Here is a 17208-nt window from a genome sequence, read left to right as displayed (position 1 = left end):
CGAGGACGCGGGCGCGGACGCGGGCGGGGAAGCGAACACGGAGGCGGCGGCGGAAGCGGAGGCACGGCCGGTGGAGACGGGGTCTGGTGTGATGGACCGGGACGGTGTCGACCGTGCCCTGGCCCGGCTGGGCGCGGAGCACGAGGCCGTCGAGACTTCCCTGCTCGCCCTCCAGGACCACGCGGGGCGGCGGCTGCTGGAGGGCGCCGAGCTGACCGGGCTCACCAAGGAGCGCTGGGCGGCGGCCGACGCGGACATCACCAGGCTGTGGACGTACTTCGACGCCTACAGCGGTGCGCTGACCGCCGCCCGGGAGGTCCGCGAGCGGCGCCGCTGGCCCCACCGTGAGGACCTGATCGAGCTGACCGAACGGCTGCGCGGGCCCGGCGTCCTGATCGCCGGGGCCGCCACCGAGGGCGCCGCCCTGGCGGAGCGGCTCTCCCTCGCCGAGCTGGTGACCCGGATGAACGACCTCTACGCGCGTTCGCTGGACGTGGTGGTCGCCGCCGACGCCGTCTGGTCGGCACTGCCCGCCCGGATCGACCTGCTCGCCGCCGAACTGCACCGCACCCGTTCGCTGGCCCACTCGGTGGGTGTTCGCCCGGGCGAGCACCCGTCGGGCGACGACCTGGAATACATCACCGCCGAGCTCGCGGAGCTGCGTACCGAGGTCATCTCGGATCCGCTGGCCTTCTGGCGTCCCGCCGCCGGGAGTTCCGCGCCGGGCGGCGGCCGCCCGGACACCGGCCGGTACGACCGTGCCGCGCTCGCGCTGGAGGACGTACGGCGGGAGGTCGAGGCGGTACTGGCCGTACGGCAGGACGCCGAGCAGCGGCTGATCAGCCTGCGCGACGTGCTCTCACGGGCCGACCGGACACTGGCGGAGGCGCGGACGGCGCGCGGCGAGGTACTGGCGAAGATCGCCGCGTCCGAGGTGCCCGCGGTCAGCGGGCCCCCGACGGTGCTGCAGGAGCAGCTCGCGGCGGCGGCCGAGCACCGGCGGCACGCACGCTGGCACCGGCTCTCGCCGCTGCTGGAATCCCTGGAGGAACGGGCGGAGGAGGAACTGCGCAGGGCCCGTGAATCGTTGACCGCCGTGACGGCGCCGCTGGCCGTGCGGGCCGAGCTGCGCGGGCGCCTGGACGCCTACAAGGCGAAGGTGGCGCGGCACGGCCTGGCGGAGGACCCCCTGCTGATCGAAAGGTACGACGCGGCTCGGCGCATGCTGTGGAGCGCGCCCTGCGACCTGCGCGCCGCCGAGCAGGCCGTCCTGCGCTACCAGCAGGCGGCCGCGGAGTCGCTGGCGCCGCGGCCCGTGCCCGAGCAGGCGGTGCGGCCCGAGGGGCCGGGGACGGAGGACGCATGAGCATGGTCGGAACGGCGTGCGTTCGCCTCGGCTGCCCGGGAACGTACGAGGACATGGGTGACGGCGGGCTGTACTGCGACACCTGCGGCCTGGCCCCGGCCGGCTCGGTCGCGGCGGGCGCGGGGGAACTGGTGTCGCCGCCCACGGGGATGACGAGCGCGGCCCGCGGCGCCCTGGGGTCCGGCGGGTCCCACGGGTCCCAGGGCTCCCAGGGGTCGCGCGGTTCGGCGCGCTCCTCGGCGTCGGCCCGGTCCTCCCGGTCCTCCTCGTCCCGCCGTTCGGTGTCCGGGCGGCTCTCGCGGTCGCTCACGGGCGGCGGCCCGTCCTCGACCCGGTCGGTGTCGGTGCGCAGTTCGGGTTCGGCCGCCCCCTCCTCGGGCCGCAGCAGGCTGGGTGCCGGTCTGGTCACCGTTCCGGAAGTGCCGCGCCCCGATCCCTCGACAGCGGTGCTGGAACACCCCGAGGTGCCCGAGCGCAAGCGCTTCTGCTCGCGCGCGGACTGCGGCGCCCCGGTGGGCCGGGCCCGCGGCGACCGGCCGGGCCGGACGGAGGGTTTCTGCACCAAGTGCGGGCACCCGTACTCCTTCGTGCCCAAGCTGCGCGCCGGTGAAGTGGTGCGCGGGCAGTACGAGGTGGCGGGCTGCCTGGCGCACGGCGGGCTCGGCTGGGTGTACCTGGCGGTGGACCGGGCGGTCGCGGACCGGTGGGTGGTTCTCAAGGGCCTGCTGGACACCGGTGACCAGGACGCGATGGAGGCCGCGATCTCGGAACGGCGCTTCCTCGCGGAGATCGAGCACTCCAACATCGTGCGGATCTACAACTTCGTGGAGCACCTGGACCAGCGCACCGGTTCGCTGGACGGGTACATCGTCATGGAGTACGTCGGCGGCAAGTCGCTGAAGGAGATAGCGAACGAGCGGCGCCGGCCGGACGGGCGGCGCGACCCGCTGCCGGTGGAACAGGCGTGTGCGTACGGCATCGAGGCGCTGGAGGCGCTGGGCCACCTGCACAGCCGGAACCTCCTCTACTGCGACTTCAAGGTCGACAACGCGATCCAGCAGCAGGACCAGCTGAAGCTGATCGACATGGGCGCGGTGCGGCGGATGGACGACGAGGAGTCGGCCATCTACGGCACCGTCGGCTACCAGGCCCCGGAGGTCGCGGAGCTGGGTCCGTCGGTCGCCTCCGACCTGTACACGGTGGCCCGGACATTGGCCGTCCTGACCTTCGACTTCCAGGGCTACACCAATGTCTTCGTGGATTCGCTGCCGGATCCGGAGCACATCGAGGTGTTCCGGCGGTACGAGTCCTTCTACCGGCTGCTCGTCCGGGCGACCGACCCGGACCCCGGTCGGCGGTTCGCCTCCGCGCAGGAGATGGCGGACCAGCTGACGGGTGTGCTGCGGGAGGTGGTCGCCCTGCAGACGGGCCGGCCGCGGCCGCAGCTGTCCACCCTCTTCGGTCCCGAACTGCGCGTGCCGGACACCCGGCTGTTCACCGGTACGGACACGGCGGACACGGTGGTCTCCCGCCTCGGCGACCGCCCCACGGCCCCGCGCCGCGCGGCCGCCCTGTCCGCCCTCCTGGCCCGCCTCGCGCCCACGCCGCCGAGTGCTGCACCCGTGCCCGGAAGGCCGACGGGGCCCGCCGGCACCTCCCTGCCCGGCGGTGTCGGCCTGCCCGGCCCGGCCACCGGCGGCGCGCCCGGGACCTGGGCGGCGGCCGGCGGCGGAGCGGGCGCCCCGGGCACCCCGGCCGGTGCCTGGCATCCCGCTCCGGGCGGCGTCGCCGCGTACGCGGCACCCTCCGGCGGGGTCGGTGGGGTGGGGAGCAGCGCGACGCGCGTGGCCGGGGCCGGTGTGCCGCGGGCTCGGCAGGTGCCGGGCGGCGCGGCGGCCCCTGCACCGGTGCCGCCGCCCGCCACGGCCGCGACCGGCCCCGCCGGAGCCACCCGCGTGGACGCCCGCGAGAGCGCGCTCGCCCTGCCCGTGCCCCTCGTGGACCCGGCGGACCCCAACGCCGGTTTCCTGACCGGCCTGCTGGCCTCCGCGCCCGCGGACCTGCTCGGCGCCCTCGCCACCGCCCCCGCGGAATCGGCCGAGTTGCGGCTGCGTGAGCTGCGGGCCCGGCTGGAGCTGGGCGAACCGGCCGCCGCCGGCGAGGCCTTGGCGGAGCTGGAGGCCCGGCACCCGGACGACTGGCGTGTCGTCTGGGCCCGCGGCATCGCCTCCCTCGCTACCGGTGACGACGAGACCGCGGCCCTGTCCTTCGACGCGATCTACGACGCCTTCCCGGGCGAGCCCGCGCCGAAGCTGGCTCTCGGGCTGTGCGCGGAGGTGCTGGGCCAACTGGACAACGCCGCCGAGTACTACCGCCTGGTCTGGATCACCGACCCCGGTTTCGTCAGCGCGGCCTTCGGGCTGGCCCGGGTGCAACTGGCCGCCGGTGACCGGGAGGGGGCCGTCCGCACGCTGGAGTCCGTGCCGGAGGCGTCCATCCACTACACCGCCGCGCGGGTGGCGGCCGTACGCGCACGTCTGCGCGACCGGTCACCGGACGAGCCGCTGCTGGCCGATCTTTCGGCGGCCGCCGACCAGGTGGAGGCCCTGCGGCGGTTCGGGCTGGACCCGGAACGGCAGGAGTTGCTGACGACGGAGGTTCTGGGCTCGGCCCTGGACTGGGTACTGTCGGGTGGCCGGGGTGCCGACCCCGGCCGGACCTCGTTGCTCGGCAGTCAACTGGACGAGCGGGGCCTGCGCTTCGGACTGGAGCGCTCGTACCGCGTTCTCGCACGGCTGGCACGGCGTGGCGAGGAGAGGATCGAACTGGTGGAACGGGCCAACCGTTTCCGTCCCCGGACGTGGGTGTGATTGATGTCGATGCATCGGCCGTCGGGCTGCCCCAGCTGCGCGGAGCCCCTGGAAGAGGGTGACCGTTTCTGCGGCCTTTGCGGCTACGCCCTGACCTCCTCTCCCCCGGCCGCCGCCACGGACCACCCGACCCTGCCCGTCCCACCGGCGCCCCCGGCGCCACCGGCACGGGCACCGGGGCCGGTCCCGCCCCCCGCGCCCGTCCGGTCGGCCTCCGCGGCCGGATACGGCGGCCCGGCCGCGGGTGCGGGCCCGCACGGCTCCTCCGGCGCCGGGGAACCCGCGCCCGGCTGGGGCAGCGTGGCCTCGGCCGCGCCGACCCTGGTGGGCGACCCGGGCGACTGGGCCACCGCCCCGGCACAGTCCGGGCCCGAACCGGAGCCGGAGCCGGTGCCGGAGTCCCGGCCGTACCCCGCCGGAGCCTCGCACCCGGCCCCGGGGCACGAGAACCCGTACGGTCCCGACACGGTCCGGGGCGCGGCCGAGGTCCCCGAGACCCGCCACGACCGGCCGGGCGGCGACCCCTCCGGCGGCGCCCCGCACGAGAACCCGTACGAGGCCCCGCACGAGAGCCCGTACGGGACCGCCTACGACGGCCCGCCGCCGGCCGGCCCGGTCCCCGGCGGCAAGACCTGCGTCGCCTGCCGCGCCGGGCACGTCGACACCGACGGCTACTGCGAGCACTGCGGCCACGCCCAGCCCCGCGAGCGCGACCACGTCGAGGAGGAGCTGGGCAGCGTCGCCGCCGTCAGCGACCGGGGGCTGCGCCACCACCGCAACGAGGACTCCTTCGCCGTGTCGGCCACCGCCCTGCCCGACGGCTCCGCCGCCACGGTGGCCGTGGTGTGCGACGGGGTCTCCTCCGCCAGCCGCCCCGACGAGGCCTCGGCCGCAGCGGCCGCCGCCGCCAACGAGGCGCTGCTGGACGCCCTGCCCCGCGGCGCGCACCCGCAGGAGGCCATGCACGAGGCGATCCTGGCCGCCGCCGCGGCGGTCAACGCCCTGGCCCCCGAGGTTCCCGGCGCGCAGAACGCGCCCGCCTGCACCCTGGTGGGCGCCGTCGTCAGCGGCGGTCTGCTGACCATCGGCTGGGTGGGCGACAGCCGCGCCTACTGGGTGCCCGACGACCGTGCCGCGCTCCCGCGCCGCCTCACCGAGGACGACTCGTGGGCGGCCCAGATGGTCGCCGCCGGCCTGATGGGCGAGGCCGAGGCCTACGCCGACGTCCGCGCGCACGCCATCACCGGCTGGCTCGGCGCGGACGCGTACGACCTGGAACCGCACACCGCGATCTTCAAGCCGGACCACCCCGGCGTGGTGGTGGTCTGCACCGACGGGCTGTGGAACTACGCGGAGTCGGCGCGGGAGATGGCCCAGGTGCTGCCCGCCGACGCCGCGGTCCGCCCGCTGCACAGCGCCCAGGTGCTCGTGGGGCACGCCCTCGACGGCGGCGGCCACGACAACATCACCGTGGCCGTCGTGCCGTTCGCCACGCAGACCGAACGGGAACCGGGTGCGGCCCCGGAGCCCGGACCGGCGCCGGAACCGGAAGCGGAAGCGGAAGCGCGCCCGCAGGTCTGACCCGCCTGCCCGAGCCCTCTAGGAGTCCTGCCGATGGCGAATTTCGCCAAGCCGAGCGCGCCGCGCTTCAGCGTGGACGTGTACCAGAACGAGTTCCTTCCCGAAGGGGGGCGGGACGTCCACGCCATCGTCACCGTCACCGCCACCGGTGGCGGCAGCGTGACCCGCGGAACGCCCGCCGACGGCTCGGCCGCCGTGGTGATCATGGTCGACTGCTCGGGTTCGATGGAGTACCCCCCGGAGAAGATGCGCGGCGCCCGCGAGGCCACCGCGGCGGCGATCGACACCCTGCGCGACGGCACCGCCTTCGCGGTGATCGCCGGCACGCATGTGGCCAAGGAGGTCTATCCGGGCCGGGGCCGCCTCGCCGTGGCCGACCCCGCCACCCGTGCGCAGGCCAAGGAGGCGCTGCGCAGCCTCACCGCGGGCGGCGGCACCGCCATCGGGACCTGGCTGCGCCTGGCCGACGGCCTGCTGCGCGGCTCCACCGCCGCCATCCGCCACGGCATCCTGCTGACCGACGGGCGCAACGAGCACGAGGAGCCGGCCGTCCTGCGCGCCACCCTCGACGCCTGCGCGGGCCGCTTCACCTGCGACGCCCGCGGTGTCGGCACCGACTGGGAGGTGAAGGAGGTCACCGGCATCGCGGGCGCACTGCTCGGCTCCGCCGACATCGTGGCCGATCCGGCCCACCTCGCCGAGGACTTCACGCGCATGATGGAGAAGGTCATGGGCAAGGAGGTCGCGGACGTCTCGCTGCGCCTGTGGACCCCGGTCGGCGCGGAGATCCAGTACGTCAAGCAGGTGGCGCCCAGCGTCCAGGACCTCACCGCCCGCCGCACCGACACCGGCCCGCGCGCCGGCGACTATCCGACCGGGTCCTGGGGGGACGAGTCCCGCGAGTACCACGTGTGCGTCCGGGTCCCCGGTGCCGCCGTCGGCCAGGAGATGCTCGCGTCCCGGGTCACGCTCCTACGACCGCGGGGGGCGGGCGGCGAGCCCGAGGCCGTCCTGGCGCAGGGCCTGGTGCGGGCGGTGTGGACGAACGACGTCGCCGCGTCCACCGCCATCAACCCGCAGGTCGCCCACTACACCGGGCAGGCGGAGCTGGCGCAGGCTATCCAGCAGGGCCTCGAAGCCCGCAAACTGGGCGATGTCGACGGGGCTACGGCCAAACTCGGGCGGGCCGTGCAACTGGCCAGTGCCTCCGGGAACGCCGACACAGCACGACTCCTGTCGAAGGTGGTGGATGTGGTGGACGCGGTGGCAGGTACTGTGCGGCTGAAAGCGAAGGTCGCCGACGCCGACGAGATGACTCTCGAAACACGTTCGACGCAGACCGTCCGAGTGAAGAAGTCCTGAGAGCCTCCCGCGATGACGCAGGGAGAAGAAGGGGGAAGAGCCGCCATGCCGACCTGCCCGAACGGGCACCAGTCCGCCTCCGACGACTGGTGCGAGGTCTGCGGCCACCGCATGGGTACCCCGGAGGGACCCCCCGCGGCGCCTTCCTACGGCTACGGCTTCCCCCCGACCGCCGGTGAACCGACCGCCCAGGCCGAGCTGTGCCCCCAGTGCCGAACCCCGCGCGAGGCCATGGCCCCGTTCTGCGAGGAGTGCCGGTACAACTTCCTCACGCGCTCCGCGACCCCGCCCGCGTACCCCTCCGCCGCGGCGGACCCGGCGCCGTCGGCGCCCGGCCCGGGGACGGGCGCGGGAGCGCCCGCGGGGCCGCGTCCGGGCAGTCCGCCCCCGCCGCCCGTGCCCGCGCCGGGGACGTACGCGCAGGACCACTTCGAGTACCAGGGTTCGCGCCCGTCGCGGGTCAACCGCCCGGCGGAGCCGCTCCAGCGCGAGGAGGACTGGATGCTGTCGCCGCCCGCGCACGAGCCGCCGCCGGCGTACCAGCAGGCACCGCAGCCCCCGTACCAGCAGCAGCCCCCGCAGCAGCAGCACCAGCAGCAGCACCACCAGCCTGGGGAGTACCAGCAGGAGTACCGGCAGCAGCCCCGGACGCCGTCGTACCAGTCCCTCCCGCCGCAGGGCGGCTCCTGGACCGCGACGATCGGCCCGGACCGCTCCTACTTCATGGCGATGATGCAGCGCAGCGGACCGGAGGCGACCGGCCTCAACCTGCCCGCGTACTCCCCCGAGCAGCACCTCCCGCTGTCCGGCGGCCAGATCACCATCGGCCGCCGCCGCGCCTCCACGGGCGAGTCCCCCGACATCGACCTGTCGGTGCCCCCGGAGGACCCCGGTGTCTCCCACCAGCACGCGGTGCTGGTGCAGCAGCCCGACATGAGCTGGGCGGTGGTGGACCAGAACTCCACCAACGGCACCACCATCAACGGCGGCGAGGACCCGATCCAGCCCTACGTCCCGGTCCCGCTCGCCGACGGCGACCGCGTCCACGTGGGCGCCTGGACCACGATCACCATCCGTCGCGGCTGATCAGGGCCCCGGCGGATCCGCCTGCCCCAGGGGCCATACGTAGGGTCCCTGGGGGTCGTCCAGCCATGACCACTGGCCGTCGGGGCACACCGTGACGCCGAAGCGTTCGCGGGACGGGCGGCCCTCGCTGCGCCACAGGTCCAGCGCCTCGCGGGGGTGCAGGACCCCGGCGGTCAGCACGAGCATGAACTGGAAGCGCTCGTTCTCCACCAATTCGTACGGTAGCCCCCGCCCCATCGCCGGCCGGTCGGGCGGCGGCACGGCCGTGGCCCCGCGCAGCGGGACGAAGTACGCCGCGGTGTGCAGGAAGCGGCCCTCCGCGAAGTCGGCGTCCCGCACGGTGAGGGCGATCAGCCCGGTCGAGAGCGGGGCGAGGATCCGCGCCCCCGGCCGGCACTGGCCGAGCCAGGCCTGCGGGACCAGGGGGAGGGTGCAGGTCACCAGGATCCGGTCGAAGGGGGCCCGGGCGGGGCAGCCGCGGGCGCCGTCCCCGGTGACCACGGTCGGGTGGTAGCCGAGCCGGGCGAGGTGGGAGCGGGCCGATTCGGTGATCTCCTCGTCGAGGTCCACGGTGGTGACGTGCTCGTCGCCCAGGCGGTGGCTGAGCAGGGCGGCGTTGTAGCCGGTGCCGGCACCGATCTCCAGGACGTCGTCGCCGTCGCGCACGTCGAGGGCGGTCAGCATCTTCGCCATCAGGGAGGGCTGGCTGCTGGAGGAGACGAGCCGGCCGTCGCGCAGCCGTGTCGCGAGCGGGGCGTCGACGTACACGCCGCGCAGCCAGCGGGCCCGCTGGCCCGGGTCGGGGTCCTCGGCCCAGAGGCGTTCGTGGCCGGCGCCGCGGTCGGTCCAGAAGTACGGGACGAAGACGTGCCGGGGCACGGCGGCGAAGGCGGCCCGCCAGCGCGGGTCGTCCAGTACGCCGGCCGCGGTCAGCTCGCGCACCTGGGCGGCGTGCGCGGTCTCCCGCAGGTCCCGCGCCTCGGTGCGCGCCTCGGTGGTGCGGGCGGTGCGTGGCGTGTGTGCGCCCATGCCTCCACTGTCCTGCGCCCGGCCGTCCCGTGCGAACGCGCAGGGCCCCCCGGGTGGTGCCGGGCGTCTGAGACGATGGTCGGGTGAATGAGATTCCGCCGGACGGCCTTCAGGAGCAGACGTTCTACGAGCAGGTGGGTGGCGAGGAGACCTTCCGTCGCCTCGTGCGGCGCTTCTACCAGGGGGTCGCGGAGGACCCGCTGCTGCGCCCGATGTACCCGGAGGAGGACCTCGGTCCCGCCGAGGAGCGCTTCGCGCTGTTCCTGATGCAGTACTGGGGCGGTCCGAACACCTACAGCCGGCACCGCGGCCACCCGCGGCTGCGGATGCGGCACGCGCCGTTCCCGGTCGACTCCGCGGCCCACGACGCGTGGCTGAAGCACATGCGGGTGGCGCTGGACGAGCTGGGCCTCGCGCCGGAGCACGAGGCACAGCTGTGGAAGTACCTCACCTACGCCGCCGCATCGATGATCAACACGGCGGGCTAGACGCACCCCGGGCCCGCGACGGAGCCGGCCCCGGGGCGGGCCGGTGGGACCGGGCCGGCCGCTCAGGACCCTTGAGGAGCGCGGCCGACCGAGGGACCGGTCAGACCGGGCTGACCCGGAAGGCGCCGAGGCCGCCGGTGGCGCCGGGGCGGCGGGTGGCGACGGAGCCGTACGGGGTACGCAGCCTCAGCCAGCTCCCGGCGGCGAGCAGCGCCACGGGGGCGGTGCCGGGGCCGGAGCCTGCGGACGCGGGGGCGGACACGGTGGTCCGTACCGGCCGCAGGAAGCCCAGGGACTGCGCGGCGTGCGCGACGCGCAGCGGGAGTTCGGTGTCGCCCAGGGTGCGCGACCAGATCTCGCGGCCGATGCGGTCGCGCTCGGACCGGGTGCGGTGCTGCGCGGGGAGGGCTTCGTCGCGGGCCCGGAACTCCGCCACGGAGGCCGCCAGGACCTGCGCGATCGCCTCGGGGGCGGGCAGGCCGGGCAGCTGCCGCCAGCCGCCGCGAGGCGGGAGCACCCCGGTCCACGGCGGGCCGGTGACCGGGCCGGGTACGACCGCCCGGGCCGAGGCCTCGTCCACGGCTTCCAGGAGCTCGCCCGCGGAGACGGTCACGTCCAGCGGCGCGGTCACGGGGACGGCGAGCCGGACGGTACGGACGGCCAGCACCTCGAAGGAGGGGGGCCGTCCGAACACGCCGAGCGCCCCGCCGTCCTCCCCCACGGCCTCGGCCGTGGGAGGTGCCCCTTGGAGGCGGACGGCGGCGGCCCGGTCGTAGTGCACCAGCCGGCCCAGGAAGGCGGCGAGGTCCGCCGCCTCCCCGGAATCGGCGAAGCGCAGCTGCTCGGTCATGCCGCGACGGCCTCGGCGCGCGGCTTGTCGAGGTACTCCTCCAGGAAGTGCCTCTCCTCGGGCGTGATCCGGCGGGGCCGGCCGGCGGCGAGGTTGTAGGGCACGACCACGGTCTCCGCGCGCACGTAGACGGTCTCGGGCCGGTCCTCGGTCGCCTCGTCCTTGACCTCGTAGGCGATGGTCAGGGAAGCGGCACCGATCCGGGTCACCCAGGACTCGATGAGGACGGGCTCGTGGCGGTGCACGAGAGGCAGCTTGTAGTCGATCTCGTGGCGGGCCACGACGGATCCGCCCGTGAAGGACTCGCTGCCCTCGCCCGGCGCGAGACGGAACATGAAGTCGATCCGCGCCTCCTCCAGGTAGCGGAGGAAGACGACGTTGTTGACGTGCCCGAAGGCGTCCATGTCCGCCCAGCGCAGCGGGCAGCGGTAGTGGTGTCTGGCCATGGCCGTGACCTCAGCGCTCCCCTCAGCCTCGGGTGAGCTTCTTGTAGGTGGCGCGGTGCGGACGGGTCGCGTCCGGGCCGAGCCGCTCGATCTTGTTCTTCTCGTAGGACTCGAAGTTGCCCTCGAACCAGAACCACTTCGAGTCACCCTCATAGGCGAGGATGTGCGTGGCGACGCGGTCCAGGAACCAGCGGTCGTGGGAGACGACCACGGCCGCACCGGGGAACTCCAGCAGCGCGTTCTCCAGCGAGCCCAGGGTCTCGACGTCGAGGTCGTTGGTGGGCTCGTCGAGGAGCAGCAGGTTGCCGCCCTGCTTGAGGGTGAGCGCGAGGTTCAGGCGGTTGCGCTCACCGCCGGAGAGCACACCGGCCGGCTTCTGCTGGTCCGGGCCCTTGAAGCCGAAGGCGCTGACGTACGCCCGGGACGGCATCTCGACGTTGCCGACGTTGATGTAGTCCAGCTCGTCCGACACGACCGCCCAGAGGGTCTTCTTGGGGTCGATGTTGGCGCGGCCCTGGTCCACGTAGCTGATCTTGACGGTCTCGCCGACCTTGATCTCGCCGGAGTCCGGCTTCTCCAGGCCCTGGATCATCTTGAAGAGCGTGGTCTTGCCGGCGCCGTTCGGGCCGATGATGCCGACGATGCCGTTGCGCGGCAGCGTGAAGGACAGGTCGTCGATGAGGACCTTGTCGCCGAACGCCTTGGAGAGGTTGTTGACCTCGACCACGATCGAGCCCAGGCGCGGGCCCGGCGGGATCTGGATCTCCTCGAAGTCCAGCTTGCGCATCTTGTCGGCCTCGGCCGCCATCTCCTCGTAACGGGCGAGGCGGGCCTTGGACTTGGCCTGGCGGCCCTTGGCGTTGGAGCGGACCCACTCCAGCTCTTCCTTGAGGCGCTTGGCGCGCTTCTCGTCCTTCTTGCCCTCGACCTTGAGGCGCTCGGCCTTCTTCTCCAGGTAGGTGGAGTAGTTGCCCTCGTAGGGGTGCGCGCGACCGCGGTCGAGCTCCAGGATCCACTCGGCGACGTTGTCGAGGAAGTAGCGGTCGTGGGTGACGGCCACGACGGCGCCCTTGTACTGGGCCAGGTGCTGCTCCAGCCAGTTCACGGACTCGGCGTCGAGGTGGTTGGTGGGCTCGTCGAGGAGCAGCAGGTCGGGGGCCTCCAGCAGCAGCTTGCAGAGGGCCACGCGGCGCTTCTCACCACCGGAGAGGTTGGTGACGGGCCAGTCGCCGGGCGGGCAGCCCAGGGCGTCCATGGCCTGCTCCAGCTGGGCGTCGAGGTCCCACGCGTTGGCGTGGTCCAGGTCGTCCTGGAGCTTGCCCATCTCCTCCATCAGCTCGTCGGTGTAGTTCGTCGCCATCTCTTCGGCGATCGCGTTGAACCGGTTGAGCTTCTGCTTGATCTCGCCGACGCCGTCCTCGACGTTCTCCAGGACGGTCTTGGACTCGTCCAGCTTCGGCTCCTGCATGAGGATGCCGACGGAGTAGCCGGGCGAGAGGAAGGCGTCGCCGTTGGACGGCTGCTCGATGCCCGCCATGATCTTCAGAACGGTGGACTTACCGGCACCGTTCGGGCCGACCACACCGATCTTCGCGCCGGGCAGGAAGTTCAGGAAGACGTCGTCAAGGATCACCTTGTCGCCGTGTGCCTTGCGCGTCTTGCGCATGGTGTAGATGAACTCAGCCAAGAGAAACCGTCCGGCAGATCGATGGTGGGCAGATACACCCCATCTTGCCAGGCGTCCATACCCCGGGGGAAACGCGTATGGCCCGGGGGCCCTGACCTGGGGTCGAAAGTCAGGGGCCCCGCGCGATCGTGGTCGTCGTTGGTCCTCGGTGGGCGTCCTTGGGCCACCTCCGACGGCCCAGAGACGGCCCAGCTCCGGACAGCCCGTCCTAACCTTTACGCAGGTAGAGGCTACGGGAGCTGGTCTGCGGCAGCCGCCGAAGCGAGCGCGTCTGCGACGGCTTCCATGCTCTGCACCACGACGTCCGCGCCGGCGTCGGCAAGCGTCGAGTGTTTCTGCGGCTTGTTCGCGAATCCGATACTGCGGGTGCCCGCGGCCCGGGCTGCCTCTACGTCCGTGGTCGAATCCCCGATCAGCACAGTGGCGGCGGGCTCGACATCCAGGGCAGCGGCTGCGGCGAGCAGCGGGTGCGGAGCGGGCTTCATGAGGTCCGGCCGCAGCACCGGGCGCCCGACTACGACCTCGACCGCCCCGGCGATGCCGTGGAGCTCCAGATACTCCCGAACGCACTCGGCTGAGTTGTTGCTCACCACGGCGACGCGCCGGTCCGATGCACGGGCGGCCTTGAGCGTCTGCACGGCGCCAGCCACCGGCGGCCCGGCAACCTTGACCGCGGCGACTTCGGCCGTCGTCAACGCAGCCTCCACCGCGGCAAGGAGGTCCGCTCCGCCTTCCTGCGAGAGCCGGTGGATCTCCATCGGGTCGTCCGTCGCGCGGGCACGGTCCGCGAGGGACGGCGCACGGGTCGCGACGATGCCGGCCAGTTCGACTGCTACCTGCGGGGCAGGCAGCCCTCCGAACACGTCACAGACGGGTCCGTCGAAGTCGAAAAGCACCCCAGCGGACGCCCCGATGACGTCAGCCAGAGCCTCAGAGGGTGTGGGCATCGGCGTCCCTCGCGATCGTGTCCCAGATGCTGTCGAACCACATGCGCGCCTGCTCGACCTGCTGTGCGCCGCTGGACGAGTCGCCGTCGTTCATCGAGTGGTGGAAGAGGATCGTGTCCTTGCCGACAAGGTCGAAGATCTCGACGGCCTCGCCCTGCGCCACGACCTTGTTCGGCCTGATCGGGTAGTACCCGAAGAACGCGTCCTCGTTGTTGATCACGTACAGCTTGAAGAACTGCGTACCGCTGTGGACGCGCACACTGACGCTGCTCTCCTGGACCAGCCCGAGGTGGCTCAGCTCGCTTATGGCGTCCGAGATGCTGCGGGTGTAGCCGACCATGATGTCGTGCATCCGGCTGCGCAGCCGGGCGTCGTCCGCGCAGTCCTCACGCCGGACAGGAGCCGCCTGCGGCACGGCCATGTCCGGCACCAGGATGCGAATCCGGATGCTGGTCGGGGTGAGCCGACCGATCCGGATCTTGTCCAGCGGCTCTTGAAGTGCGCCGTGCAGGGTCTCGCTGGAGAACCCCGCGAAATCGATCGTGACGTTGCGACTGGCGAAAGCCTGCTCGACGTACGGCCGCAGGCCCGCCGGCCGCTCAGTGCGGTTGCGGACGAACACGCCGCTCCCCTTGCGGGAGACGACCAGCCCCTCATCTTCGAGGTCCCGGAGCGCCCGCTGAATCGTGGCGCGAGCGAAGCCGTAGTGGTCCGTCAGCATCTTGTGCGACGGCAGCTTCTCACCAGGGCCGAGCTTCCGCGTTCGGATCGCGGCTCCGAGACTGCGCGCCACCTGCTCGTACGGCGGCCGGTCGTCGTCCGGGTCCAGGGGTTCAAGCGCAAAGGTCATGGCCCGATGCTACGGCCAACCTGACTATTTGAGCAGCTTGGATAGCCAGATGTTGACGTGGCTAGCCAAGCTGGCTACGTTATTCCCATGCCCACCGGGCTAGCCAAGTAAGTCAGGCTGGAACGGGTGAGCTGTGCCCTTATGGCGCAGGTCAGGGCATCGAGGCCCGCGAAAGCGGGGCGAGGGTGGTGGGCAGCCGCGCAGCTTTCGGGCGCGGTCCTTGGCAGCCCATACGGCAGGCGGTCTCTGCCTACAACGGGGCCCTAGCGAGCTGTTCCTTGATCCGGCAGCCGCGTCCCCGAATCGAGACCACCCCAATCCTGCGGCCTTGCCGCGGCCGGTTGCCTCCTCCGCCCGTCCGGCATTCTGGGCCGTACGGGCGGGGTCGAGGGGAGCCGGTGTGCTTCCTGCTTCACCCAACGCATGCAGTGCAGCCCCCGGCGTTCCCGCGCCGAGGGCTGCTGTCGAGTCCCGTTCCTCCACAGAAGGAGCAAGACCCATGAAGTCCATCGCTGCACTTCACGACGCTGTTACCCCGTGGTCCGACGGCCTGGAGCCGTCGGACGCGGAGCTGAACGTGATCGAGGCCGAGATGCCTGTGATCCTGGCTGAGGTTGAGTTGCTGGATGCGCTGATCGTGCTGCTGGATCGGCCGGCGTCGGAGTTCGACGCCCGCCGGATCCGGCGGGCGCACCGGCGGGTGCTGGCGGCCCGCCGGGACGCGGCGAACAAGAGCTGCCCGGTTCCGCCGGCGGTGGCGTGATGCGCAGCGCGCACCTGGTCCACCGGGATGGCCGGTGGCGACTGTTCGTAGCGCTGCCCGGCAGCGTGGCTCACTGGCCGACGCACTACTTCACGGGGCCGGCCGTGCCGAGTGTTCAGGAGCGCTCACGGGCGCTCACCGCGCTCGGTTTCGCGCTCATGGACGGCGCGGCCTGGTCCTGGACCGAGGACAGCGAGCGGTTTGACGACCCGGCCTCGCCGGTCATCCTGATCGCCCTCGCGCCCGTCGAGCCGGTCGTGGGGGGTGTGTCGTGAGCGATGCTCATCTGCGCTCATCGGAACGCGCGTTGGCGTTCGGGACGTGGCTGATCGTGAGTGGGGCGATGCTCTACTCGATTCTCACGGTCACGCCGCTGATGGCCGCCCACACCCCGGACGCGTGGGACTGGACGGCGCCGATCCTGCCGCTCGTCGTGGACGCGGCGGTGCTCATCGTGGTCCGCCTCGACTCGGTGCTGGCCCGGATGGGCGGGCAGGGCGGCCCGTGGCCGGTGGCCCTGCGCTGGATGACCGGCGCCATGACGCTCCTGCTGAACATCGGCGCATCCGCCCTGGTCGGAGACATGGTAGGGGTCGCGGTCCACGCGGTCGCACCCCTGCTGCTGATCGTCACCGCTGAGGCAGGCCTGGCCTACCGCCGCGCCCTGACCGCCGCCGTCCTCGCCGCCGAGGAACGCAAGCAAGCCCAGCGGGACGCGGCAGTACGAGCGGCTGCGGAGCGGGAGGAGAACCGGCTTCGGGCGGAGCGTGAGCGCCGTGAGTACGAGGCTGCGCAGGCGCGTGAGCAGCGTGAGCACGAGGCGAAGCTGGCACGGGAAGCCGACGAGCGCCGGGCCCGGATCCTCCGTGAAGAGGCCGACCGCGCGGAGGCTGCGCGGCGGGCCGAGCAGGCCGCGCGGGACGAGCGTGAGCGCCGTGAGCACGAGCGTGAGCAAGCCGCGAAGGCTCGTGAGCAGGCTGCCCGGCAGGCCGCCGCCCAGCGCGCCGCGGAAGACCGCCGACGCGCCGAGCAGGAACGCCAGACGGCGGCGGAGCGGGCGGAGCGTGAGCGCGCCGAACTGCTTTCCGCCGGCCCCGCTACGGAGAAGCTCGACGAGGTTCAGGCCCGGCAGGTCGCGCAGGCCGCGTACGCGGCCGGGCTGACGCAGCGGCAGGCCGTCGAACTCACCGGCTGGTCCGCCGGGTGGATCGCTGCCCGCTACCAGGAACTGCGCGAACTCACCGCCCCCACCCCGCGCCCGGCACTCGAAGGAGCCACCCCGTGAAGCTCTCCCCGAACACCGCCCCTGTCGAGCCGGACAACCTCCTGATCCGGATGCACAACCAGGTTGGCGCCGCCGTCGACGTCATGGGCGCCGTCAACCGGGCCCGCTGGTCCTGCCACGGCTGCGGCGAGAGTCACGTCGACTACGACCTGAGCATCACTCGCGACGACGCCAACGGACACGCTGCGGCTTGCCAGGCCTCCTACCACCGCCTGCACTGATGGCGACCCTGCCCGTGTACCCCTGGCGCCTCGCCCCCGACGGGCTCGCCACCCGCCGGCAGCTCCGAGCGCTCGGCCTCCGCCCCGGAGGACAGGACGTTGTCGCCCAGGTCGAGCGGCCCCGCCGTCGGTGCGGCCCGCTGGTCGCCTACCTGTACCGGATCGATCGGGCTCGGCCCGTCCGGCCGATGACCGCCCGGCGGGCCGCAGCGCTGGCGAAGGCCAACGCGGCTCGCCGCTGGTGCCCGACCTGCCGCCGCGATGCCGGGTACGTGATCCCGGCCTCGCTCGGTATGTGCACCCCGTGCGCGTACCCGGATGAACAGCGCGTCGCCTGATCAGCACGAGAGCCCGGCCGCCAGCCTCCTACAGCGCCG

Annotated in this window: 17 protein-coding genes; 11 read left to right on the top strand and 6 right to left on the bottom strand. The window is 73.1% G+C overall.

Going from position 1 to position 17208, the window contains the following annotated elements:
- The first annotated feature begins 91 nt into the window (after positions 1-91).
- The 5 genes from IF89_RS0103325 to IF89_RS0103305 are packed head-to-tail and all read left to right on the top strand — an operon-like array spanning position 92 to position 8265.
- Complete coding sequence (locus IF89_RS0103325) at positions 92-1366, top strand: hypothetical protein (RefSeq protein WP_051806745.1); 1275 nt, start codon at positions 92-94, stop codon at positions 1364-1366.
- The gene (locus IF89_RS0103320) at positions 1363-4236 is read left to right on the top strand and encodes a serine/threonine-protein kinase (protein ID WP_030760799.1); all 2874 of its coding nucleotides are present in this window, start codon (positions 1363-1365) and stop codon (positions 4234-4236) included. Before IF89_RS0103325 ends, IF89_RS0103320 begins: the two co-directional genes overlap by 4 nt.
- Before the next feature lie 3 nt (positions 4237-4239).
- A complete protein-coding gene (locus IF89_RS0103315) occupies positions 4240-5817 on the top strand; it encodes a protein phosphatase 2C domain-containing protein (RefSeq protein WP_051806744.1) in 1578 nt (525 codons plus the stop codon).
- A 33-nt stretch (positions 5818-5850) separates the two neighbouring features.
- Entirely contained in the window at positions 5851-7179 is a 1329-nt protein-coding gene (locus IF89_RS0103310; protein WP_030760794.1) for a VWA domain-containing protein, read from the top strand.
- 45 nt (positions 7180-7224) lie between these two features.
- Positions 7225-8265 (top strand): FHA domain-containing protein, encoded by a 1041-nt coding sequence (locus IF89_RS0103305; RefSeq protein ID WP_030760792.1) that lies wholly within the window; start codon positions 7225-7227, stop codon positions 8263-8265.
- On the opposite strand, the gene IF89_RS0103300 is transcribed toward IF89_RS0103305, so the two are convergent.
- Positions 8266-9294 carry a methyltransferase domain-containing protein gene (locus IF89_RS0103300; RefSeq protein WP_043192765.1) on the bottom strand — a complete coding sequence of 343 codons (1029 nt, stop codon included), beginning with the start codon at positions 9292-9294 and terminating at the stop codon, positions 8266-8268.
- An 83-nt stretch (positions 9295-9377) separates the two neighbouring features.
- On the opposite strand from IF89_RS0103300, the gene IF89_RS0103295 reads away from it, so the two are divergent.
- On the top strand, positions 9378-9782 hold the full coding sequence (locus IF89_RS0103295; protein WP_030760789.1) for a globin: 405 nt from the start codon (positions 9378-9380) through the stop codon (positions 9780-9782).
- A gap of 100 nt (positions 9783-9882) precedes the next feature.
- Here IF89_RS0103295 and IF89_RS0103290 read toward each other — a convergent pair whose 3' ends face one another.
- The 5 genes from IF89_RS0103290 to IF89_RS0103270 all read right to left on the bottom strand — a co-directional run bounded on the left by IF89_RS0103290 (position 9883) and on the right by IF89_RS0103270 (position 14562).
- The gene (locus IF89_RS0103290; protein ID WP_030760786.1) at positions 9883-10632 is read right to left on the bottom strand and encodes a hypothetical protein; all 750 of its coding nucleotides are present in this window, start codon (positions 10630-10632) and stop codon (positions 9883-9885) included.
- Complete coding sequence (locus IF89_RS0103285; protein WP_030760783.1) at positions 10629-11078, bottom strand: acyl-CoA thioesterase; 450 nt, start codon at positions 11076-11078, stop codon at positions 10629-10631. Before IF89_RS0103285 ends, IF89_RS0103290 begins: the two co-directional genes overlap by 4 nt.
- A 22-nt stretch (positions 11079-11100) precedes the next feature.
- Entirely contained in the window at positions 11101-12765 is a 1665-nt protein-coding gene (gene ettA / locus IF89_RS0103280) for an energy-dependent translational throttle protein EttA (RefSeq protein ID WP_078628063.1), read from the bottom strand.
- A 230-nt stretch (positions 12766-12995) separates the two neighbouring features.
- Positions 12996-13712 carry an HAD family hydrolase gene (locus IF89_RS0103275; protein ID WP_030760778.1) on the bottom strand — a complete coding sequence of 239 codons (717 nt, stop codon included), beginning with the start codon at positions 13710-13712 and terminating at the stop codon, positions 12996-12998.
- Positions 13696-14562 carry a GntR family transcriptional regulator gene (locus IF89_RS0103270; protein WP_030760775.1) on the bottom strand — a complete coding sequence of 289 codons (867 nt, stop codon included), beginning with the start codon at positions 14560-14562 and terminating at the stop codon, positions 13696-13698. Before IF89_RS0103270 ends, IF89_RS0103275 begins: the two co-directional genes overlap by 17 nt.
- Before the next feature lie 499 nt (positions 14563-15061).
- On the opposite strand from IF89_RS0103270, the gene IF89_RS0103265 reads away from it, so the two are divergent.
- From IF89_RS0103265 to IF89_RS0103245, 5 genes are read left to right on the top strand one after another with little or no spacing between them, the layout of a single operon-like run.
- Positions 15062-15325, top strand: coding sequence for a DUF6284 family protein (locus tag IF89_RS0103265; protein ID WP_030760772.1), 264 nt, complete (start codon positions 15062-15064; stop codon positions 15323-15325).
- Positions 15325-15600, top strand: a complete 276-nt coding sequence (locus IF89_RS0103260; RefSeq protein WP_030760769.1) for a DUF6303 family protein — start codon at positions 15325-15327, stop codon at positions 15598-15600. Before IF89_RS0103265 ends, IF89_RS0103260 begins: the two co-directional genes overlap by 1 nt.
- Complete coding sequence (locus IF89_RS0103255; RefSeq protein ID WP_030760766.1) at positions 15597-16610, top strand: hypothetical protein; 1014 nt, start codon at positions 15597-15599, stop codon at positions 16608-16610. The genes IF89_RS0103260 and IF89_RS0103255 overlap by 4 nt, the downstream gene beginning before the upstream one ends.
- A complete protein-coding gene (locus tag IF89_RS0103250) occupies positions 16607-16831 on the top strand; it encodes a hypothetical protein (protein WP_030760761.1) in 225 nt (74 codons plus the stop codon). Before IF89_RS0103255 ends, IF89_RS0103250 begins: the two co-directional genes overlap by 4 nt.
- On the top strand, positions 16831-17169 hold the full coding sequence (locus IF89_RS0103245; protein WP_030760758.1) for an RRQRL motif-containing zinc-binding protein: 339 nt from the start codon (positions 16831-16833) through the stop codon (positions 17167-17169). Before IF89_RS0103250 ends, IF89_RS0103245 begins: the two co-directional genes overlap by 1 nt.
- Positions 17170-17208 lie beyond the last annotated feature (39 nt).

It is taken from the genome of Streptomyces sp. NRRL F-2664 (assembly GCF_000719345.1).
Classification (GTDB): domain Bacteria; phylum Actinomycetota; class Actinomycetes; order Streptomycetales; family Streptomycetaceae; genus Streptomyces.
This window is presented reverse-complemented; position numbering and strand designations above follow the sequence as displayed.